A 14,380-nucleotide genomic window follows, 5' to 3' on the forward strand; every position below is an offset into this window, starting at 1 on the left:
ATCGTCGAATTACATCCCTCCTGAAAGATAACGCTTTTTTGGTGGTGGTCGGAACGTCACGGCATGTCAGACGAGTTAAAGCGCGGGCTCGAAGGCGTCCTCGTCGCGGAGTCGGAACTGAGCCACGTCGACGGCGAGGCCGGCACGCTCGTGTACCGTGGGTACGACATCGAGGACCTCGCTCGGGGGGCGAGCTACGAGGAGGTGCTGTACCTCCTCTGGCACGGGTCGCTGCCGACGCGCGAGGAGCGCGACGCGTTCACCGCGGACCTGGCCGCGGAGCGGGCTATCGACGACGACGTGCTCGACACGGTCCAGACGCTCGCCGACGCCGGCGAGCGACCGATGGCCGCCCTCCGGACGGCCACCTCCATGCTGTCGGCGTACGACCCCGACGCGAACGACGGGGACGACGACGTCACGGAGAGGGCGCGCCGGCAGGGCCGTCGGATCACGGCGAAGGTGCCGACCCTCCTCGCCGCCTTCGAGCGAGAGCGACAGGGTAAAGCGCCCGTCGCGCCGGATCCCGACCTCTCGTACGCCGGGAACTTCCTGTATATGCTCACCGGCACCGAGCCCGACGCCGTCAGCGAGGAGACGTTCGACATGGCCCTGACGCTCCACGCCGACCACGGGCTCAACGCCTCGACGTTCACGGCGATGGTGATCGGCTCGACGCTGGCCGACGTCTACTCGGGCGTCACCGGCGGGATCGGCGCGCTTTCCGGATCGCTCCACGGCGGCGCGAACCAGGACGTGATGGAGGTTCTCCACGAGATCGACGACTCCGCGAAGGACCCGGTCGAGTGGGTGAAAGACGCCCGCGAATCCGATCGGCGCATTCCCGGCTTCGGCCACCGGGTGTACAAGGTGAAGGACCCGCGCGCGAGGATCCTTCAGGAGAAGCTGCGCGACCTGTCCGAGTCGTCCGGTGACTCGAAGTGGCTCGACTACACCACCGCGATCGAGGACTACCTGACCGAAGAGGGACTGCTCGACAAGGGGATCGCCCCGAACGTCGACTTCTACTCGGGTTCGGTCTACGACTCGCTCGGGATCCCCGTCGACATGTACACGCCCATCTTCGCGATGAGCCGCGCCGGCGGCTGGATCGCCCACGTGGTTGAGTACCAGGCCGACAACCGGCTCATTCGCCCGCGCGCTCGGTACACCGGCCCCGAGAGCGCCGAGTTCGTCCCGATCGACGAGCGGTAGGCGGAGCGGCAGCGGTCTCCCGACGCGGGATTCTCTTATAAATAGCGGCTCACGACCCCAGCCGCTCGCGGGCGAACTTCGCCAGCAGCGGGAGGTCGTCGAAGTGAAGCAGCTTCGCCATCGCGGTCTTGTCGCCCTGATTCGCCTTCTCTAAGGTGTTGTCGTCCGTCCGGCGGAGGTCCTCCATGAACCGGTCGTACCGCTCGTTCGGTGCGAGGTACAGCAGCCGGGTGAGCATCAGCCGGGCCCGCATCCGCGGAGCCACGTCACGGTGCCAGAGCCGCTCGTAGACGGCGAGGCTCTCTGCGTCCACGCGTCGCTTCGAGTCCGTGAGACATCGGTCGATGGTGGACGCCGCCGCCCGGGCCGACTTCATCCCCTTGTGGATCCCTTCGCCCCACAGCGGGTCGATCGTGGGAACGGTGTCACCGATGGCGAGGAGCCGGTCGGTGTGCATCTCGTCGGGCATCTGAATGTGCGCGGAGCCGCGGTGGACCGTGTCGTCGATCTGTTCGGCGTCGGCGAACCGGGGGTCCCGATCGATCCAGTCGTCCAGGTAGCCGTCGACGGTCTGGCCCTCCTCGGCGAACTCGCGGTGGCGGTCGTTCTGGATGTAACAGATGCCGACCTTCGCGGTGTCCTCGCCCGTCGCGAAGATCCACGAGTAGCCGCCGGGCGCGATGTCGTGGTCGAGCCGAAGCATCATCGCCCGCCGGAGGTCGGCGTACTCGGGGTGGTTCATCTCGACGCCCTCCATCTCGTACTCGATGCCGATCGCCTGGTTCTCGCGCTCCAGATCGACCACGTCGAGCGCGCTGGCGATCGGCGCGGCCGGTCCGGTGGCGTCGACCACGACCTCGGCGTACACCTCCTCGTCGCCGTTGTACCGCACCCCCTCGATGACGCCCTCGTCGTCGAGGATCGGGCGGGAGACGCGCGCGTCGAACCAGTACTCCGCGCCGTTCTCGCGCCCGTCCTCGACGAGGAAGCGCTTGAAGTCGGCGAACTCCAGCACGGCGCCCGGCTGATAGCTCTCGTAGTAGCTGTTCGGCGACTCCAACACCACGTCGTCGGTGTACGACATCACGACGTCGTCGGGAATCCCGAACGCGGACATCATGGACGGGAACGTCCCCGCGGTCGACTTGTTGCTCTGACGGGGGAACTCGGCCTCCGGCTCCGTTTCGAGAACGACGACATCGTAGCCGCGCGTCGCCAGGTCGCGGGCGCACTGCGCCCCCGCCGGTCCGGCGCCCGCGACGACGACGTCGTAGCGATCAGTCATATACAAAGTAATTCGTACCCACGTAATTAGGTTTGCTGAAACGGGTCGCGAACGGGGCCTGACCCGGCTCCATCGGCGGAATTTGGCTATTGAGGGAGGTCGGAATATCCCCCGCTCGCCGGGGTCGATGACCGCGGAAAACGAGGCGTCCCGACGGACGCGGCGTCAGTAGAACTCGCGGACGAGGTCCGTCGCGCCCTCGGGCGCGCCGTCCGGAATGACGGACATGTCCTCGTCGACGCCGTGCTGCTCGTGGTACGGCACCGAGCCCTCGTCTTGGTAGATGACGCCCTGGTACTCCTTCTCGGAGTCCAGAATGGCGTCCTTCGCGTCGTCGCGGTCGGCCGGGTCGTGGTCGGTCTCCTTCAGGTCGACCAGCGAGTCGCGGAAGTAGTCGTACGTGTCGACGTCGTTGAAGGTGACGCAGGGCGAGTAGACGTTCACGAAGCCGAACCCGTCGTGCTCGACCGCCTGCTGGACGATCTCCTGGTGCCGCAGCGCGTCCGAGGAGAACGACTGCGCGATGAACGTCGCGCCCGAGGCCAACGCCAGCGCGTGCGGGTTGACCGGGGGCTGTTTCGGCCCCTCGGGGCTCGTCGAGGTCTCGAAGTCCTCGCGGGAGGTGGGCGACGCCTGGCCCTTCGTCAGCCCGTAGATGCGGTTGTCCATCACGACGTACGTCATGTCGACGTTGCGCCGGACGGCGTGGACGAAGTGGCCCGCGCCGATGGAGTAGCCGTCGCCGTCGCCGCCGGCGACCATCACTTCGATGTCGGGTCGCGCCATCTTGACGCCGGTCCCGACGGGAAGCGCGCGCCCGTGGACGCCGTGGAGCGCGTAGCTGTGCATGTAGGTGCCGATCTTTCCGGAACAGCCGATACCGGCGACGACGAAGGTGTTGTCGGGGTCGTTGCCCGTCTCCGCGAGGGCCTTCATCATGCCGTTCATCGTTCCGAAGTCGCCACAGCCAGGACACCACGTCGGCTGTTTGTCGGACTTGAAGTCGGTGAATCGAATGTCTGAGCTCATTGGTTACGCCTCCACCCCCGCCGCGAGGGTCGCTTTGATCTCCTCTGCGAGTTCGTCGGCCTTGAATCGCACGCCCGTGTATTTGTTCACGCGGTCGACGCGCTCCAAGACGTCGTGCTCGACGAGGTCTGCGAACTGCCCGCTCTCGTTACACTCGACGACGATGGCGTTCTCGGCCGCCTTCACGTCCTCCGTGAGGTCCGGCCGCGGGAAGATGTACGGGACCGAGAGGGTCCGCACGTCGATTCCGTCGTCGGCGAGGAGGTCGAGCGCCTCGACGAGCGCCCCTTCGTTCGACCCCCAGGAAATGACGAGATTCTCCGCGTCGGCGTCTCCGAACTCGCGGGGGGTCCAGTCCTCGCGTTCGCGCGCGGTCTCGACCTTCTGGTTGCGCTTGTCGACCTGCGCGACGCGCATCTCGGTGTCCTCGGTCCGGCGCCCCTGTTCGTCGTGTTCGAGGCCGGTGGACATGTGCGCGCCGTCGGCGGTGCCGGGGAACGCCCGCGGCGAGATCCCGTCGTCGGTGATCTCGTGGGGCTGGAAGCCGCCCGACTCGCTCATGTGGTCGTCGATGTCGGCCTCGTCGACGACGAAGCCGCGGTCGATCTCGACCGCGTCCATGTCGAAGACCTCCGGAGCGAACGTCTGTTCGGTGACCGCCAACGAGAGGTCCGCGGTGAGGTAGACGGGGGTCTGGTACTTCTCGGCGAGGTTGAACGCCTCGACCGTCTTCCAGAAGCACTCGTCGATCGTCGTCGGCGCGACGACGAACCGGGGGACCTCGCCGTGGCCGCCGTACAGCATCTGGTTTAAGTCGCCCTGCTCCTGTTTCGTCGGCATTCCGGTCGAGGGACCGGAACGCATCACGTTGCAGATGACGAGCGGCGTCTCGGAGGTGGCGATGAGTCCGAACGTCTCGGTCATCAGGTCGATCCCGGGGCCGGACGTCGCGGTCATCGACCGCGCGCCGCCGCGGGCGGCGCCGAGCGCCATGTTGATCGCGGAGAGCTCGTCTTCCGCCTGCACGACGTGGCCCCCGTAGCGCTCGATTCGGCCGGTGAGGTACGTCATCACGTCCGTCGCGGGCGTGATCGGGTAACCGGCGTAGAAGCGACAGCCGGCCGCGATGGCGCCCATCCCGATGGCCTCGTCGCCGTTGAGGAGGACGTAGTCCTCGTCCGTGGTCTCCAACTCGTAGTCGAACTCGTGGTCGTACTCCTCGGCGACGTACGACTGCCCCGCGCGGGCGGCCTCCTTGTTGTTGTCGACGAGCTTCTGCCCTTTGTCCTTGAACCGCTTCTTGAGCGCGGAGTCGAGGTTCTCGATGGGGAACTCGGCGACCTCGCAGGCCGCACCGAGCGCGACGACGTTCCGCATGATCGCCCCGCCCGCCTCCTCGGCGAGCCGCTTGAGCGGGACGTCGATCCCGATCATCTCGTCGGGGATCTCGACGTCCTGCATCGTGGTCCGTTCGCCGTCGTAGATGATCACCGAGCCTTCGTGGAGTTCCTCGAGGTTCTCCTCGATCGTCCGGGGCGTCAGCGCGATGAGCACGTCGAGCCGGTCAACGACGCTCTGTACCTTGTCGACGGACGTCCGCACCTTGTAGGCGGTGTACCCGCCTCGGATCCGGGAGGCGAAGTCCTTCGACGTGAACACGTGTCGACCCGCCCGAGAGAGCGCTTGCGCGAAGATCTTCCCGGTCGAGTCGATGCCGTCGCCGGCCTCTCCGCCGACGGCCCAATTGAAATCCGCGGCCATGCTATGTCGCAGTTTTCGCCGGACTCATCAAAAGACTTCTGGAAGGAGTCACCGACGTACTTTCGAACATTCGTACACCACTTCGCGAATATTGTCGCTTTTGACCCTATCTATACAAATTATATGGCTTTCGAGTGAACGAACGTTTTCCACATTCCTCACGATCGACCCACTTCGTCGCATCTCTTTTCGACGTTCGTCGAACGGCGGCTCCCGGCGGACGGCTCTCTCGGCACGGGCGGCACCGACGCGGACGGGAACACGTTTGTGTCCGCCGACCGGATCGCTCGTATGGACACGACAGCGACGGTCAGCGCGGTCGAGTCGGTCGGCCGCGACACGTACGCCCTCCGGTTCGACGCGCCCGAGGGCTTCGCCGCGGAACCCGGTCAGTTCGTCAAACTGGGCACGGAGATCGACGGCGAGTCGGTCGCTCGGTTTTACACCCTCTCGTCGCCGACCGTCGGCGACACCTTCGAGGTCACGGTCGGGATCGACCCCGAGGAGGGCGGCGAGTTCTCCGCGTTCCTCGCGGACGCCGAGGCGGGCACCGAGATGACGCTCTCCGGTCCGTTCGGCGACCAGCACTACGACGGCGAGCCGCGCGCGGTCGTGATCGCCGGCGGCCCGGGCGTCGGGCCCGCGGTCGCCATCGCGGAGCGCGCCCTCGACGACGGCGCCGAGGCGGCGGTCGTCTACCGCGACGACGACGTGTCGCACGCGGACCGTCTGGACCGGCTGGCGTCGCGCGGCGCCGCGATCCGCCTCCTCGACGCCGGCGAGGACCTGGACGACGCGGTCGCCGAGGCGCTGACGGGAGCGGCGGGCGAGACCGTCTTCGTCTACGGCTTCGCCGACCTCGTCGCCGACGCCGAGGCCGCGGTCGAGGCGGCCGGCGGGGACCCCGAGGCCGCCAAGGTCGAGAACTTCGGCTAGACGCGATTCGAGACGTTTTGGCGGGTGATTTAAAAACGGATACCGCGAGATAAGCGGAGGACACCTCCAAAGCCCCAACCGCTCGGTTATAAGCAGTTGGCTACGGATCGCCGATGAACACCGCCAAAGCCCCAGCCGCTCGCTTATACGTTTCCGACGACGCTGCGGTGAACACCTCCAAAGCCCCAACCGCGAGGACGGCGCACGCTCGCTGCGCTCCTCAGTCAGTCGCTTACGCTCCTTCCCGGCGGTGCGTGCGTCGCCTGCGCCGTCCTCGCGGCTGCCCCTTTGTGTCCCACCCGACTGCACCCGCCCCGCACCTCACGCCTCCCCAGCCTCGTCGCCGGCGCTGTGCGCCGGCTGCCAGAGGCGCGCGCCACTTGATCCGTCGCAGATTACTCTCCGAAGTAGTCGGCCAGCCGCTGCGCGGCCTCGACGGCGTGCGGGGTGACGAGCGCGAACCGGATCCACTCGTCGCGCGCGGTGCCGAACGCGTCGCCGGGCATCCCCGCGACCCCGGCCTCGTCGACCAGCCGCTTCACGTTCGCCATCGTCCCGGGGAACCCCTCGAAGCGCGCGAGCACGTAGAAGGCGCCCTCGGGACGGTTGTACTCGGCACCGGCCGCGTCGAGCGCGTCGGCGAACGCGTCCGCGCGCTCCGCCAGCAGCTCCCGGGCCTCCGCGTAGTACTCGGGCGGCGTCTCGGCGAGCGCGTGGTGGACCGCGTACTGCGAGGGGCGCGCGCCGGCGACGTTCACGAGCATGTGCCGCGTCTTCGCGTCGTCGACGTGCTCCTCGGGGAAGAGGCCGTACCCGACCCGGAACCCCGTGATCGCCATCGACTTCGAGAACCCTCCGGTGACGATCACGCGGTCGGACCCGAGCGTCAGCGCGGACTCGAAGCGCCCGGTTAAATCGAAGTGGTCGTACACCTCGTCGACCACGACGAGGGCGTCGACCTCGTCCGCGACCGCGACGACCTCGCGGACCGCGTCGAGGTCGTAGACGGCTCCCGTGGGGTTGTTCGGGGTGTTGAGGACGATCAGCGCCGTGTCCGCGCTCGCGGCCTCGCGGATCGCCGCCGCGTTCAGGCCGCCGTCGCGCTCCGTCGGGACGAGCGTCGACTCGCCGCCGAGCAGGTCCACCTTCCCGGGATAGTACGGGTAGACGGGGTCCATCAACAGCGCCTCGTCGCCGGCGTCGCGCCCGAACGCGCGCGCCATCGCGAGGTAGTTCGCCTCGCCGGTCCCGTTCGTGACGACGACGCGGTCGACGTCGACGCCCCGGCGCTCGGCGATCGCCTCCCGGAGCTCCGAGAGCCCCTCGCTCGGGGGATACTGGAAGGCGTCGGGCGGGAGCTCGGCGTACTCGCGGAGCGCCTCCCGCAGCGCGGCCGGCGGCTCCCAGTCCGGGTTGCCGCTCACCATGTCGATGACGTCGCCGTCGGCCGCGGCCGCGTACTGCATCACGTGGAAGAACTTCGGCTCCTCGTACTCCATACCGACCGCTGGGGGGCCGCCGCCGTGGCTCTTTCGGCCGAGCGCCCCGCGTTATGCCGACCTTACTCCCGTCCGTTCGGATCCGGTGGTTTCACCTACGGCCCCGGCTACCCGAAGACATGAACAAACGCGGACACGTCCTCAACGCCCTGCTGCTCGCGCTCGGGCTCGGCTTCGTCATCGAGCCCGGACTCGACGCGGCCACGGCGCGGACCACCGCCCAGATCACCGTACCGATCGTGTTGGGGGCGCTGTTTCCCGACGTCGACACCGCCTTCGGACGCCACCGGAAGACGCTCCACAGCCTCCCGGTGCTCGCCGTCTTCCTCGCGTACCCGATCGTCTTCGGTAACCTCCAGTACGTCTGGATCGGCGTGTTGACCCACTACCTCCTCGACATCGTCGGGAGCCGCCGCGGCATCGCGCTGTTCCACCCCCTGTCCGACAAGGAGTACGGCTTCCCGACAGGCGTGACGACGAGCAGCAAGTACGCCGACCTCGTCACCGTCGTCGTCACCGCGCTGGAGCTTGCGGCGTTCTGGGCGCTCCACACGTACGTCGTGACGCTTGATCTCGACCTCTCGGCGGCCGCCTCGGAGGCGACGGCCGGGCTCGGGCTCTGAACCGGAGTCGATTCGGGTCCGCCGCGAACCGCGGGCCGACTCACTTCGGCCGGTAGTCCGACAGCGCGCCGGAGTAGACGCTCACGTCGTTGAACCGGCCCTCGTATGCGACGTTGGTCGGGAGGGTCGGCTCGTCGCCGGAGAGGAACAGGCGGTCGAGCTTCTCCCAGGTGTTCTCGTAGCCGAGGTGAGCGAACTCCAAGAGTCCGCGGAGCTGGTGGCGGACCCCGCCGCGGTGGACCACTGTCCGGGGTTCCGCCTCGCGGAACGCGTCGACGACCGCGTCCGCGTCGTCGAGGTCGCCGGGGAACTCGGTCCACGCCTCGCCGACGGTGCCGGGCAGGTGCGCGTACGAGGACCCGAAGCCGGGCGTGTCCGTCGCCTCCGCGATCCGCCGCGCTCGGGCGTTCTGATGCGGGAGGAGCTTGGTGTTGTACGTCTCCACCGCGGCGAGCCGCTCGCCGTGAGCGGCGATCTCCGGTCGGGTGAGCGAGATGGTGGCGAAGCCGGGGTGCGGAACGAGCGCGACGGCGTTCTGCCGCTCGAACTCGGCCATCGCCGCCTCGAAGGTGATGTAGTCGGGGACGGGCGCTTCCAAGCCGAGAACGAGGAGGTGCCGGCGGTTCCCCCAGTCGCCGGTGAACACCTCGCGAGCGGGAACGATCGTCAGGTCGTCGTCGGCGTACCGGGCCGCGCGCCCCCGGATCGTCGCGAGCCGGGTGAAATGCGGCGCGTACACGAGCGCGTCGATCCCTCGCTCTTTCGCGAGGGCCACGACGTCGTCGTCGAGCACCTTCACGTGGGCGTCGACGCGCGTTCTCGGTCGGGTCACGAGTGATTGGTATGCGCCCCGGAGCAAAGGCGTATCGTTCGACGGCGAACGGATCCGGCGTCGGCGAGCGGGCCACGTCCGGTGACCCTGATCGCGCGCCCCGGCCGGGGCCGTAGGGGGAAACGGTTAATCCCCCGCGGGAGCCACGGGGGAACATGCCTCGCTGGATGTGCGGAATCGACGGCTGTGACGCCGACTTCGCCGACGTGGAGTCAGCCATCGTCCACCAGACCGACGACCACCAGCGCCACGAGTGTAAGGTGTGCGGCACGATCGTCCCGGACGGCTACTTCGCGATTCGGCACGCGTTCGAGGAGCACACCAGGGCCGAGTTCGTTCGCGCGTACGAGGCCGACTCCGCGGCCGTCAGACGACGCGAGGAGATCAAGCGGGAGATCGAGCGGGAGGCCGACCTCCAGCGGGTCGTCGACGAACTGGACCGCGGCGTCTGAGAGCCGATCACCCGGCCGCGTCTCCGCTCACAGCACCCGTTTTCCGAACGCGCTCGCCGCCAGCTCAGTCGCGAGCTCGGCGGTCTCGTTGTGCTGGTCGAGCGTCGGGTTCACTTCGACGAGTTCCATCGACCGGAGGCTGCCGGCCTCGGCGACGGTCTCCATCGCGCGGTGGGCCTCTCGGTAGGTGACCCCGCCGCGGACGGGGGTCCCGACGCCGGGCGCCTCCTTGGGGTCGAGCCAGTCGAGGTCGAGGCTGACGTGGACGCCGTCGACGCCCTCCCCCGCAGTCGCCATCGCCTCCTCCGTGACCTCGGTGATCCCGCGTTCGTCGATGTCTGACATCGTGTACGCCGCGAAGCCGTGGTCGCGGATGGTCTCGATCTCCGCGTCGTCGACGGACCGGAGCCCGACGAGCGCGACGTTCGCCGGGGTGAGCCCGCGCGCGTTCGCCCAGTCCGAGTCCGCGAACTCGTCGAGCCCGAGCGCGGCCGCGAGCGGCATCCCGTGGACGTTCCCCGAGGGAGTCGTCGAGGGCGTGTTGAGGTCGGCGTGGGCGTCGAACCACACCGCGCCGATGGCCGCGTCGCGCGCGGATCCCGCGAGCGAACCGATGGCGATCGAGTGGTCGCCGCCGAGCGCGAGCGGGACCGCCCCGTCAGCGAGCGTCCCGCTCACTCTGTCCGCGAGGCGGCGGCAGACGTCGGCCGTCTCGCGGAGGAACTTCGCTTTCCCCCTTCTCGGGGCGTCGGTGTCCGGATCGCGCTCCTCCGCGCGCGGGACCGCGAGGTCGCCCGTGTCGACGGTCTCGACGTCCGCGCTCGCGAGCTGATCGGCGAGTCCGGCGTACCGGATGGCCGACGGCCCCATGTCCACGCCGCGTCGGTTCGCCCCGTAGTCGGTCGGCGCGCCGATGATCCTGACGGTGGTCATAGTTGAAGGCGCGACGCCCCCACTCTTGAATGGTGGGATCCCGCGACGGCCGCGATCGCACACGGTTTTGTCGCCCCGTCCCGTTCGCACGGTATGGGCGGTCCCGAGGACGGGGACGACACCGGCACGGATGCGGACGACACCGGCACGGATGCGGACGACACCGACACCGGCGTCGCGCCCTCCGAGTTCGACCCCAGCGGCGTCGACGCCGCCGACATCGACCCGCTCGGCGCGATGATCGCCGTGGCCTTTACCGGCGCCGTGACAGGGCTCGTCGGCGCGGGGATCTCCCTGTTCGTCACGGATCTCGGACTGGCCCTGATCGGGGTCGGCGTCGTCGTGGCGCTCTCCAGTCCGATCGCGTACCTCCGGCACCGACGACGGTACGGATCGTGAGATTTCACACGATCGTTTATAAACAGCTTCCAGCGCCTTTAAGCGGTGTCGTCCTCTATCCGAAACCATGTCATCCATCGAGCTCACGTCGAGTCAGAAGAGCATCCTGACGGCCCTCATCAACCTGTACGGGGAACAGGAAGACGCCGTCAAAGGGGAGGCGATCGCCGAGGAGGTCGACCGCAACCCCGGCACGATCCGCAACCAGATGCAGAGCCTGAAAGCGCTCCAGCTGGTCGAGGGCGTTCCCGGCCCGAAGGGCGGGTACAAGCCCACCTCGAACGCCTACGAGGCGCTCGACATCCAGCGCATGGACGAGCCCGCCGACGTCCCCATCTTCCACGAGGGCGAGGAGGTATCGGGCGTTAACGTCGACGGAATCGACCTCTCCAGCGTCCACCACCCCGAGCTGTGCCGCGCCGAGATCCACGTTCAAGGCTCGGTTCGGGCGTTCCACGAGGGCGACTCGGTCACCGTCGGCCCGACGCCGCTCTCGAAGCTCGTCATCGACGGAACCGTCGACGGAAAAGACGACACCGCCAACATCCTCATCCTCCGGATCGACGACATGCGCGCGCCCGACGAGCCCGCCGAGCACTGACCGCTCGTCCGCGACATCGCTATCGGTCCGTCTCGAAGCCGCCGGTAGCGGAGTCCGCGCTCGTCTCAGAGATTCGCCGGCCAATACACCGCCAGAACGCGCAGCGATCGCCGTCGTTACATGTCGCCGAACGCGCTCACGCCGCGTCCGGTCGAGGAGACCTTCGCGATCCACCGAACCGCGATGGACTTCTTCAGCACCTTCGCGGGAGTGCCCCCGAACGTCTTGATCGGGACCCCGACCACGTCGTGGGCGACCGCCTCCTCACCGACCGAGATGACGGTCCCCTTGTCGGTGTGTTCCCACGACTGGAGCGGGGCGCCGCGGGCGGCCCGCGCGAGGTTCCTGCCGGCGACCTCGGCGGCCTGCCACGCGGCCTGCGCGGTCGGCGGCGCCACGTCGTCGTCGCCCTGCTCGACGAGGGCGGTGTCGCCGATGGCGAACACGCGGTCGTCGCTGGTGGTGAAATCGGAGGCGGCGTGGACGCGGTTCGAGCGCTCGTCCTTATCGACTTCGACATTATCCAGCTCCGGCTGGCCCGTGATACCGCCGGTCCAGACTAACACGTCGTGCGGGAGCTCCTCGGGCTCCTCGTCCTCGCCGCCGCCGAGGTAGACCGCGTCCTCGTCGGCCTTCGAGATGAAGTCGCCGGTGAGAATCTCCACGCCGGCGTCCTCCAGCCGCTGTCGGAGCGCGCCCTGCAGCTGCGGGTCGTTGCCGGGGAAGACCTCGTCGAGCCCCTCGACGAGCGTGATGTTGATCGGGGCGCGGTGCTTGTCGCGGTACTCCGCGATCTCGCCCGCCGTCTGGATGCCGGAGAGTCCGGCACCGCCGACGATGACCTCGACGGGGTCCGAGCGGGTCGCCTCGGCGGCGGCTGACCGCACGTCCTCGTGGATCGCCTTCGCGTCGGCGAGGCTCTTGAGCTGGTGGGCGTTCTCCTTCAGCCCGTCGATGCCGAAGAAGGCGGTCGTGGAGCCGACGCCGAGCAGCAGGTAGTCGTAGTCGACGGTCGTTCCGTCCTCCGTCTCGACGACGCGCTCGTCGGTGTCGACGTCGACGACGCGGCCCTCGACGAAGTCGGACTCGGGCGATTTGATCTCGTCGACGGGGATCGTGATCTTGTCCGCGACCGCGGGGTTGCGGATGGCCCGGTGGACCTCGTGGAGGACGAGGTGGTAGTCGTGTTCCGAGATCCACGTGAGCTCCGCCTCGCCTTCGCCAACCTCGCCTTCGAACGCCTTCACCGCTCCCGCCCCGGCGTAGCCGGAGCCGACGACGACGACCTGTGTAGTCATGGATATCGTTCCGCAGTGCGCGGGTAAAGTCGCTTTGGAACGTCCCTAAAACGGTCGACAGTTTCGAAGCCCGCCGCCCTACAGCGAGAGGCCGGCGTGCCAGCGGTCGGCGCCCGCCTCCCCCTTGATCTCGTCCATGTGCGCGAGGAGCCTCACGGCGAGACTCGCGGTCTCCGCCGCCCGCGACTCGCCTTCAGTCCGGAACTCGCCGGTCACGCGGTTCGCGTAGACGGAGCAGACCGCGCCGGCGCGGAGGCCGTACACGCTCGCGACGGTCAGGATCGCCGACGCCTCCATCTCGATGTTCTTCACGTTCGCGTTCCGCAGCTCCGCGACGAGCTCGTCGGAGCCGGCCGCCTCGAACCCCTCGAAGCCCGGACGTCCCTGCCCGGCGTAAAAGGAGTCGGCGCTCATCGTCACGCCGGTGTGATAGTCGTGTCCGAGCCGCTCCGCGGCGGCGACGAGCGCCGAGACGACCTCGCCGTCGGCGGCGGCCGGGTAGTCCTCGCGGACGTACTCGTCGCTCGTTCCCTCTTGGCGGACCGCGCCGGTCGTGATCACCAGGTCGCCGACGTCCATCCCGGGCTGGATGGCGCCGCAGGAGCCGACCCGAACGAACGTGTCGACGCCCACCCTGGCGAGCTCCTCGACGGCGATGGCGGCCGATGGGGAGCCGATCCCCGTCGACGTCACCGAGATCGGCGCGCCGTCGTAGGCGCCGGTCGCGGTGCGGTACTCGCGGTGGTGTGCGACCTCCTCGTGGTCGTCCCACAGCGCCGTGATCTTGTCGACGCGCTCGGGGTTGCCGGGGAGGAGCACGGAGTCGGCGACGTCGCCCTCGCCGACCTCGACGTGGTACTGGACCTCGTCGTTGGGGTCCTCGCTGTCGCCGCCCGCGGCCTCGTCGGCGGTGGTCTCGCTCTCGTCGGTCATGTCCCCGACCTTCGGCGAGCCGTTTAAAAGTAGTTCCGTCTCGCCGCCCGTCGCCCGCCCTCCCCTCCCGCTCTCAGACGTTCTTGGCGTCGTCGAGCGTCCCCTCGGAGATGGTGTTCGGGAGCAGTTCGCCGAGCGTGTACTCGCTGGTCTCGCCGTCGCCCTCGTCGCAGACGACGACGAGGTCGTCGGCCGCGAACTCCGAGAGCGTCTGTCGACACATCCCGCAGGGGGTGACGCCGTCGCGGACGCCCGAGGCGACGGCGATCCGGTCGAACTCGCGGTGGCCGTTCTTCACCGCCTCCGCGAGCGCGACCTCCTCGGCGTGGAGGCTGTTGGAGTAGTTCGCGTTCTCGATGTTACAGCCGGTGTAGACGGTGCCGTCGGCGGTCCGGAGCGCGGCGCCGACGCGGTACTCGGAGTACGGGACGTGCGCGTCCGAGAGCGCGCCGCGCGCGGCCTCGATCAGGTCCATACCGAGGCGTCGACCGGCGGGGCGTTAAGCGGTCGGATCGACGGCGCGCCGCGCGGCGGACCCCGACGGTCGCGACCGCCCCCCTCGAGCGACCGGCGGTCACGACGGC

The 14,380-nt window shown here is 68.6% G+C and carries 15 protein-coding genes; 6 read left to right on the top strand and 9 right to left on the bottom strand.

Going from position 1 to position 14,380, the window contains the following annotated elements:
• Positions 1-63 precede the first annotated feature (63 nt).
• The gene (gene citZ / locus R6U01_RS04365) at positions 64-1,215 is read left to right on the top strand and encodes a citrate synthase (protein ID WP_410285235.1); all 1,152 of its coding nucleotides are present in this window, start codon (positions 64-66) and stop codon (positions 1,213-1,215) included.
• A 49-nt stretch (positions 1,216-1,264) separates the two neighbouring features.
• Here the strand turns inward: citZ and R6U01_RS04370 are convergent, their stop codons facing one another.
• The 3 genes from R6U01_RS04370 to R6U01_RS04380 all read right to left on the bottom strand — a co-directional run bounded on the left by R6U01_RS04370 (position 1,265) and on the right by R6U01_RS04380 (position 5,290).
• Positions 1,265-2,500: a digeranylgeranylglycerophospholipid reductase gene (locus R6U01_RS04370; protein WP_410285236.1), complete on the bottom strand. Its 1,236-nt coding sequence runs from the start codon at positions 2,498-2,500 to the stop codon at positions 1,265-1,267.
• A 165-nt stretch (positions 2,501-2,665) separates the two neighbouring features.
• Entirely contained in the window at positions 2,666-3,529 is an 864-nt protein-coding gene (locus R6U01_RS04375) for a 2-oxoacid:ferredoxin oxidoreductase subunit beta (RefSeq protein WP_410285237.1), read from the bottom strand.
• A 3-nt stretch (positions 3,530-3,532) separates the two neighbouring features.
• Complete coding sequence (locus R6U01_RS04380) at positions 3,533-5,290, bottom strand: 2-oxoacid:acceptor oxidoreductase subunit alpha (RefSeq protein ID WP_410285238.1); 1,758 nt, start codon at positions 5,288-5,290, stop codon at positions 3,533-3,535.
• 291 nt (positions 5,291-5,581) lie between these two features.
• Here R6U01_RS04380 and R6U01_RS04385 point away from each other — a divergent pair, with 291 nt between their 5' ends.
• Positions 5,582-6,226, top strand: coding sequence for an FAD-dependent oxidoreductase (locus tag R6U01_RS04385; protein WP_410285239.1), 645 nt, complete (start codon positions 5,582-5,584; stop codon positions 6,224-6,226).
• A 395-nt stretch (positions 6,227-6,621) separates the two neighbouring features.
• Here R6U01_RS04385 and R6U01_RS04390 read toward each other — a convergent pair whose 3' ends face one another.
• Positions 6,622-7,725: a pyridoxal phosphate-dependent aminotransferase gene (locus R6U01_RS04390; RefSeq protein WP_410285240.1), complete on the bottom strand. Its 1,104-nt coding sequence runs from the start codon at positions 7,723-7,725 to the stop codon at positions 6,622-6,624.
• Positions 7,726-7,844: 119 nt separating this feature from the next.
• Between R6U01_RS04390 and R6U01_RS04395 the strand changes: the two genes are divergently transcribed.
• Entirely contained in the window at positions 7,845-8,348 is a 504-nt protein-coding gene (locus R6U01_RS04395; protein WP_410285241.1) for a metal-dependent hydrolase, read from the top strand.
• A gap of 40 nt (positions 8,349-8,388) precedes the next feature.
• Here the strand turns inward: R6U01_RS04395 and R6U01_RS04400 are convergent, their stop codons facing one another.
• Entirely contained in the window at positions 8,389-9,180 is a 792-nt protein-coding gene (locus R6U01_RS04400; protein WP_410285242.1) for a PHP-associated domain-containing protein, read from the bottom strand.
• 155 nt (positions 9,181-9,335) lie between these two features.
• Here R6U01_RS04400 and R6U01_RS04405 point away from each other — a divergent pair, with 155 nt between their 5' ends.
• Positions 9,336-9,632 carry a hypothetical protein gene (locus R6U01_RS04405; RefSeq protein WP_410285243.1) on the top strand — a complete coding sequence of 99 codons (297 nt, stop codon included), beginning with the start codon at positions 9,336-9,338 and terminating at the stop codon, positions 9,630-9,632.
• Between the two features lie 27 nt (positions 9,633-9,659).
• Here R6U01_RS04405 and rocF read toward each other — a convergent pair whose 3' ends face one another.
• Positions 9,660-10,565, bottom strand: a complete 906-nt coding sequence (gene rocF / locus R6U01_RS04410) for an arginase (protein ID WP_410285244.1) — start codon at positions 10,563-10,565, stop codon at positions 9,660-9,662.
• A 93-nt stretch (positions 10,566-10,658) separates the two neighbouring features.
• On the opposite strand from rocF, the gene R6U01_RS04415 reads away from it, so the two are divergent.
• Together R6U01_RS04415 and R6U01_RS04420 are read left to right on the top strand one after the other, a co-directional pair.
• Positions 10,659-10,964: a hypothetical protein gene (locus R6U01_RS04415; protein WP_410285285.1), complete on the top strand. Its 306-nt coding sequence runs from the start codon at positions 10,659-10,661 to the stop codon at positions 10,962-10,964.
• A gap of 67 nt (positions 10,965-11,031) precedes the next feature.
• Positions 11,032-11,565, top strand: a complete 534-nt coding sequence (locus tag R6U01_RS04420; RefSeq protein WP_410285245.1) for an Rrf2 family transcriptional regulator — start codon at positions 11,032-11,034, stop codon at positions 11,563-11,565.
• 116 nt (positions 11,566-11,681) lie between these two features.
• On the opposite strand, the gene R6U01_RS04425 is transcribed toward R6U01_RS04420, so the two are convergent.
• From R6U01_RS04425 to cdd, 3 genes are all read right to left on the bottom strand, one after another.
• Complete coding sequence (locus R6U01_RS04425) at positions 11,682-12,863, bottom strand: NAD(P)/FAD-dependent oxidoreductase (RefSeq protein ID WP_410285246.1); 1,182 nt, start codon at positions 12,861-12,863, stop codon at positions 11,682-11,684.
• Positions 12,864-12,941: 78 nt separating this feature from the next.
• Positions 12,942-13,796 carry a nucleoside phosphorylase gene (locus R6U01_RS04430; RefSeq protein WP_410285247.1) on the bottom strand — a complete coding sequence of 285 codons (855 nt, stop codon included), beginning with the start codon at positions 13,794-13,796 and terminating at the stop codon, positions 12,942-12,944.
• A gap of 73 nt (positions 13,797-13,869) precedes the next feature.
• Positions 13,870-14,271: a cytidine deaminase gene (cdd, locus tag R6U01_RS04435; protein ID WP_410285248.1), complete on the bottom strand. Its 402-nt coding sequence runs from the start codon at positions 14,269-14,271 to the stop codon at positions 13,870-13,872.
• Between the last annotated feature and the right edge of the window lie 109 nt (positions 14,272-14,380).

Source organism: Halorubrum sp., assembly GCF_046498025.1.
GTDB lineage: Archaea > Halobacteriota > Halobacteria > Halobacteriales > Haloferacaceae > Halorubrum.

What these genes read in the sequence shown, in the direction of transcription:
- citZ (WP_410285235.1), top strand. Translation starts at nt 64, where the DNA reads ATGTCAGACGAGTTAAAGCGCGGGCTCGAAGGCGTCCTCGTCGCGGAG.
- R6U01_RS04370 (WP_410285236.1), bottom strand. Translation starts at nt 2,500, where the DNA reads ATGACTGATCGCTACGACGTCGTCGTCGCGGGCGCCGGACCGGCGGGG.
- R6U01_RS04375 (WP_410285237.1), bottom strand. Translation starts at nt 3,529, where the DNA reads ATGAGCTCAGACATTCGATTCACCGACTTCAAGTCCGACAAACAGCCG.
- R6U01_RS04380 (WP_410285238.1), bottom strand. Translation starts at nt 5,290, where the DNA reads ATGGCCGCGGATTTCAATTGGGCCGTCGGCGGAGAGGCCGGCGACGGC.
- R6U01_RS04385 (WP_410285239.1), top strand. Translation starts at nt 5,582, where the DNA reads ATGGACACGACAGCGACGGTCAGCGCGGTCGAGTCGGTCGGCCGCGAC.
- R6U01_RS04390 (WP_410285240.1), bottom strand. Translation starts at nt 7,725, where the DNA reads ATGGAGTACGAGGAGCCGAAGTTCTTCCACGTGATGCAGTACGCGGCC.
- R6U01_RS04395 (WP_410285241.1), top strand. Translation starts at nt 7,845, where the DNA reads ATGAACAAACGCGGACACGTCCTCAACGCCCTGCTGCTCGCGCTCGGG.
- R6U01_RS04405 (WP_410285243.1), top strand. Translation starts at nt 9,336, where the DNA reads ATGCCTCGCTGGATGTGCGGAATCGACGGCTGTGACGCCGACTTCGCC.
- rocF (WP_410285244.1), bottom strand. Translation starts at nt 10,565, where the DNA reads ATGACCACCGTCAGGATCATCGGCGCGCCGACCGACTACGGGGCGAAC.
- R6U01_RS04415 (WP_410285285.1), top strand. Translation starts at nt 10,659, where the DNA reads ATGGGCGGTCCCGAGGACGGGGACGACACCGGCACGGATGCGGACGAC.
- R6U01_RS04420 (WP_410285245.1), top strand. Translation starts at nt 11,032, where the DNA reads ATGTCATCCATCGAGCTCACGTCGAGTCAGAAGAGCATCCTGACGGCC.
- R6U01_RS04425 (WP_410285246.1), bottom strand. Translation starts at nt 12,863, where the DNA reads ATGACTACACAGGTCGTCGTCGTCGGCTCCGGCTACGCCGGGGCGGGA.
- R6U01_RS04430 (WP_410285247.1), bottom strand. Translation starts at nt 13,796, where the DNA reads ATGACCGACGAGAGCGAGACCACCGCCGACGAGGCCGCGGGCGGCGAC.
- cdd (WP_410285248.1), bottom strand. Translation starts at nt 14,271, where the DNA reads ATGGACCTGATCGAGGCCGCGCGCGGCGCGCTCTCGGACGCGCACGTC.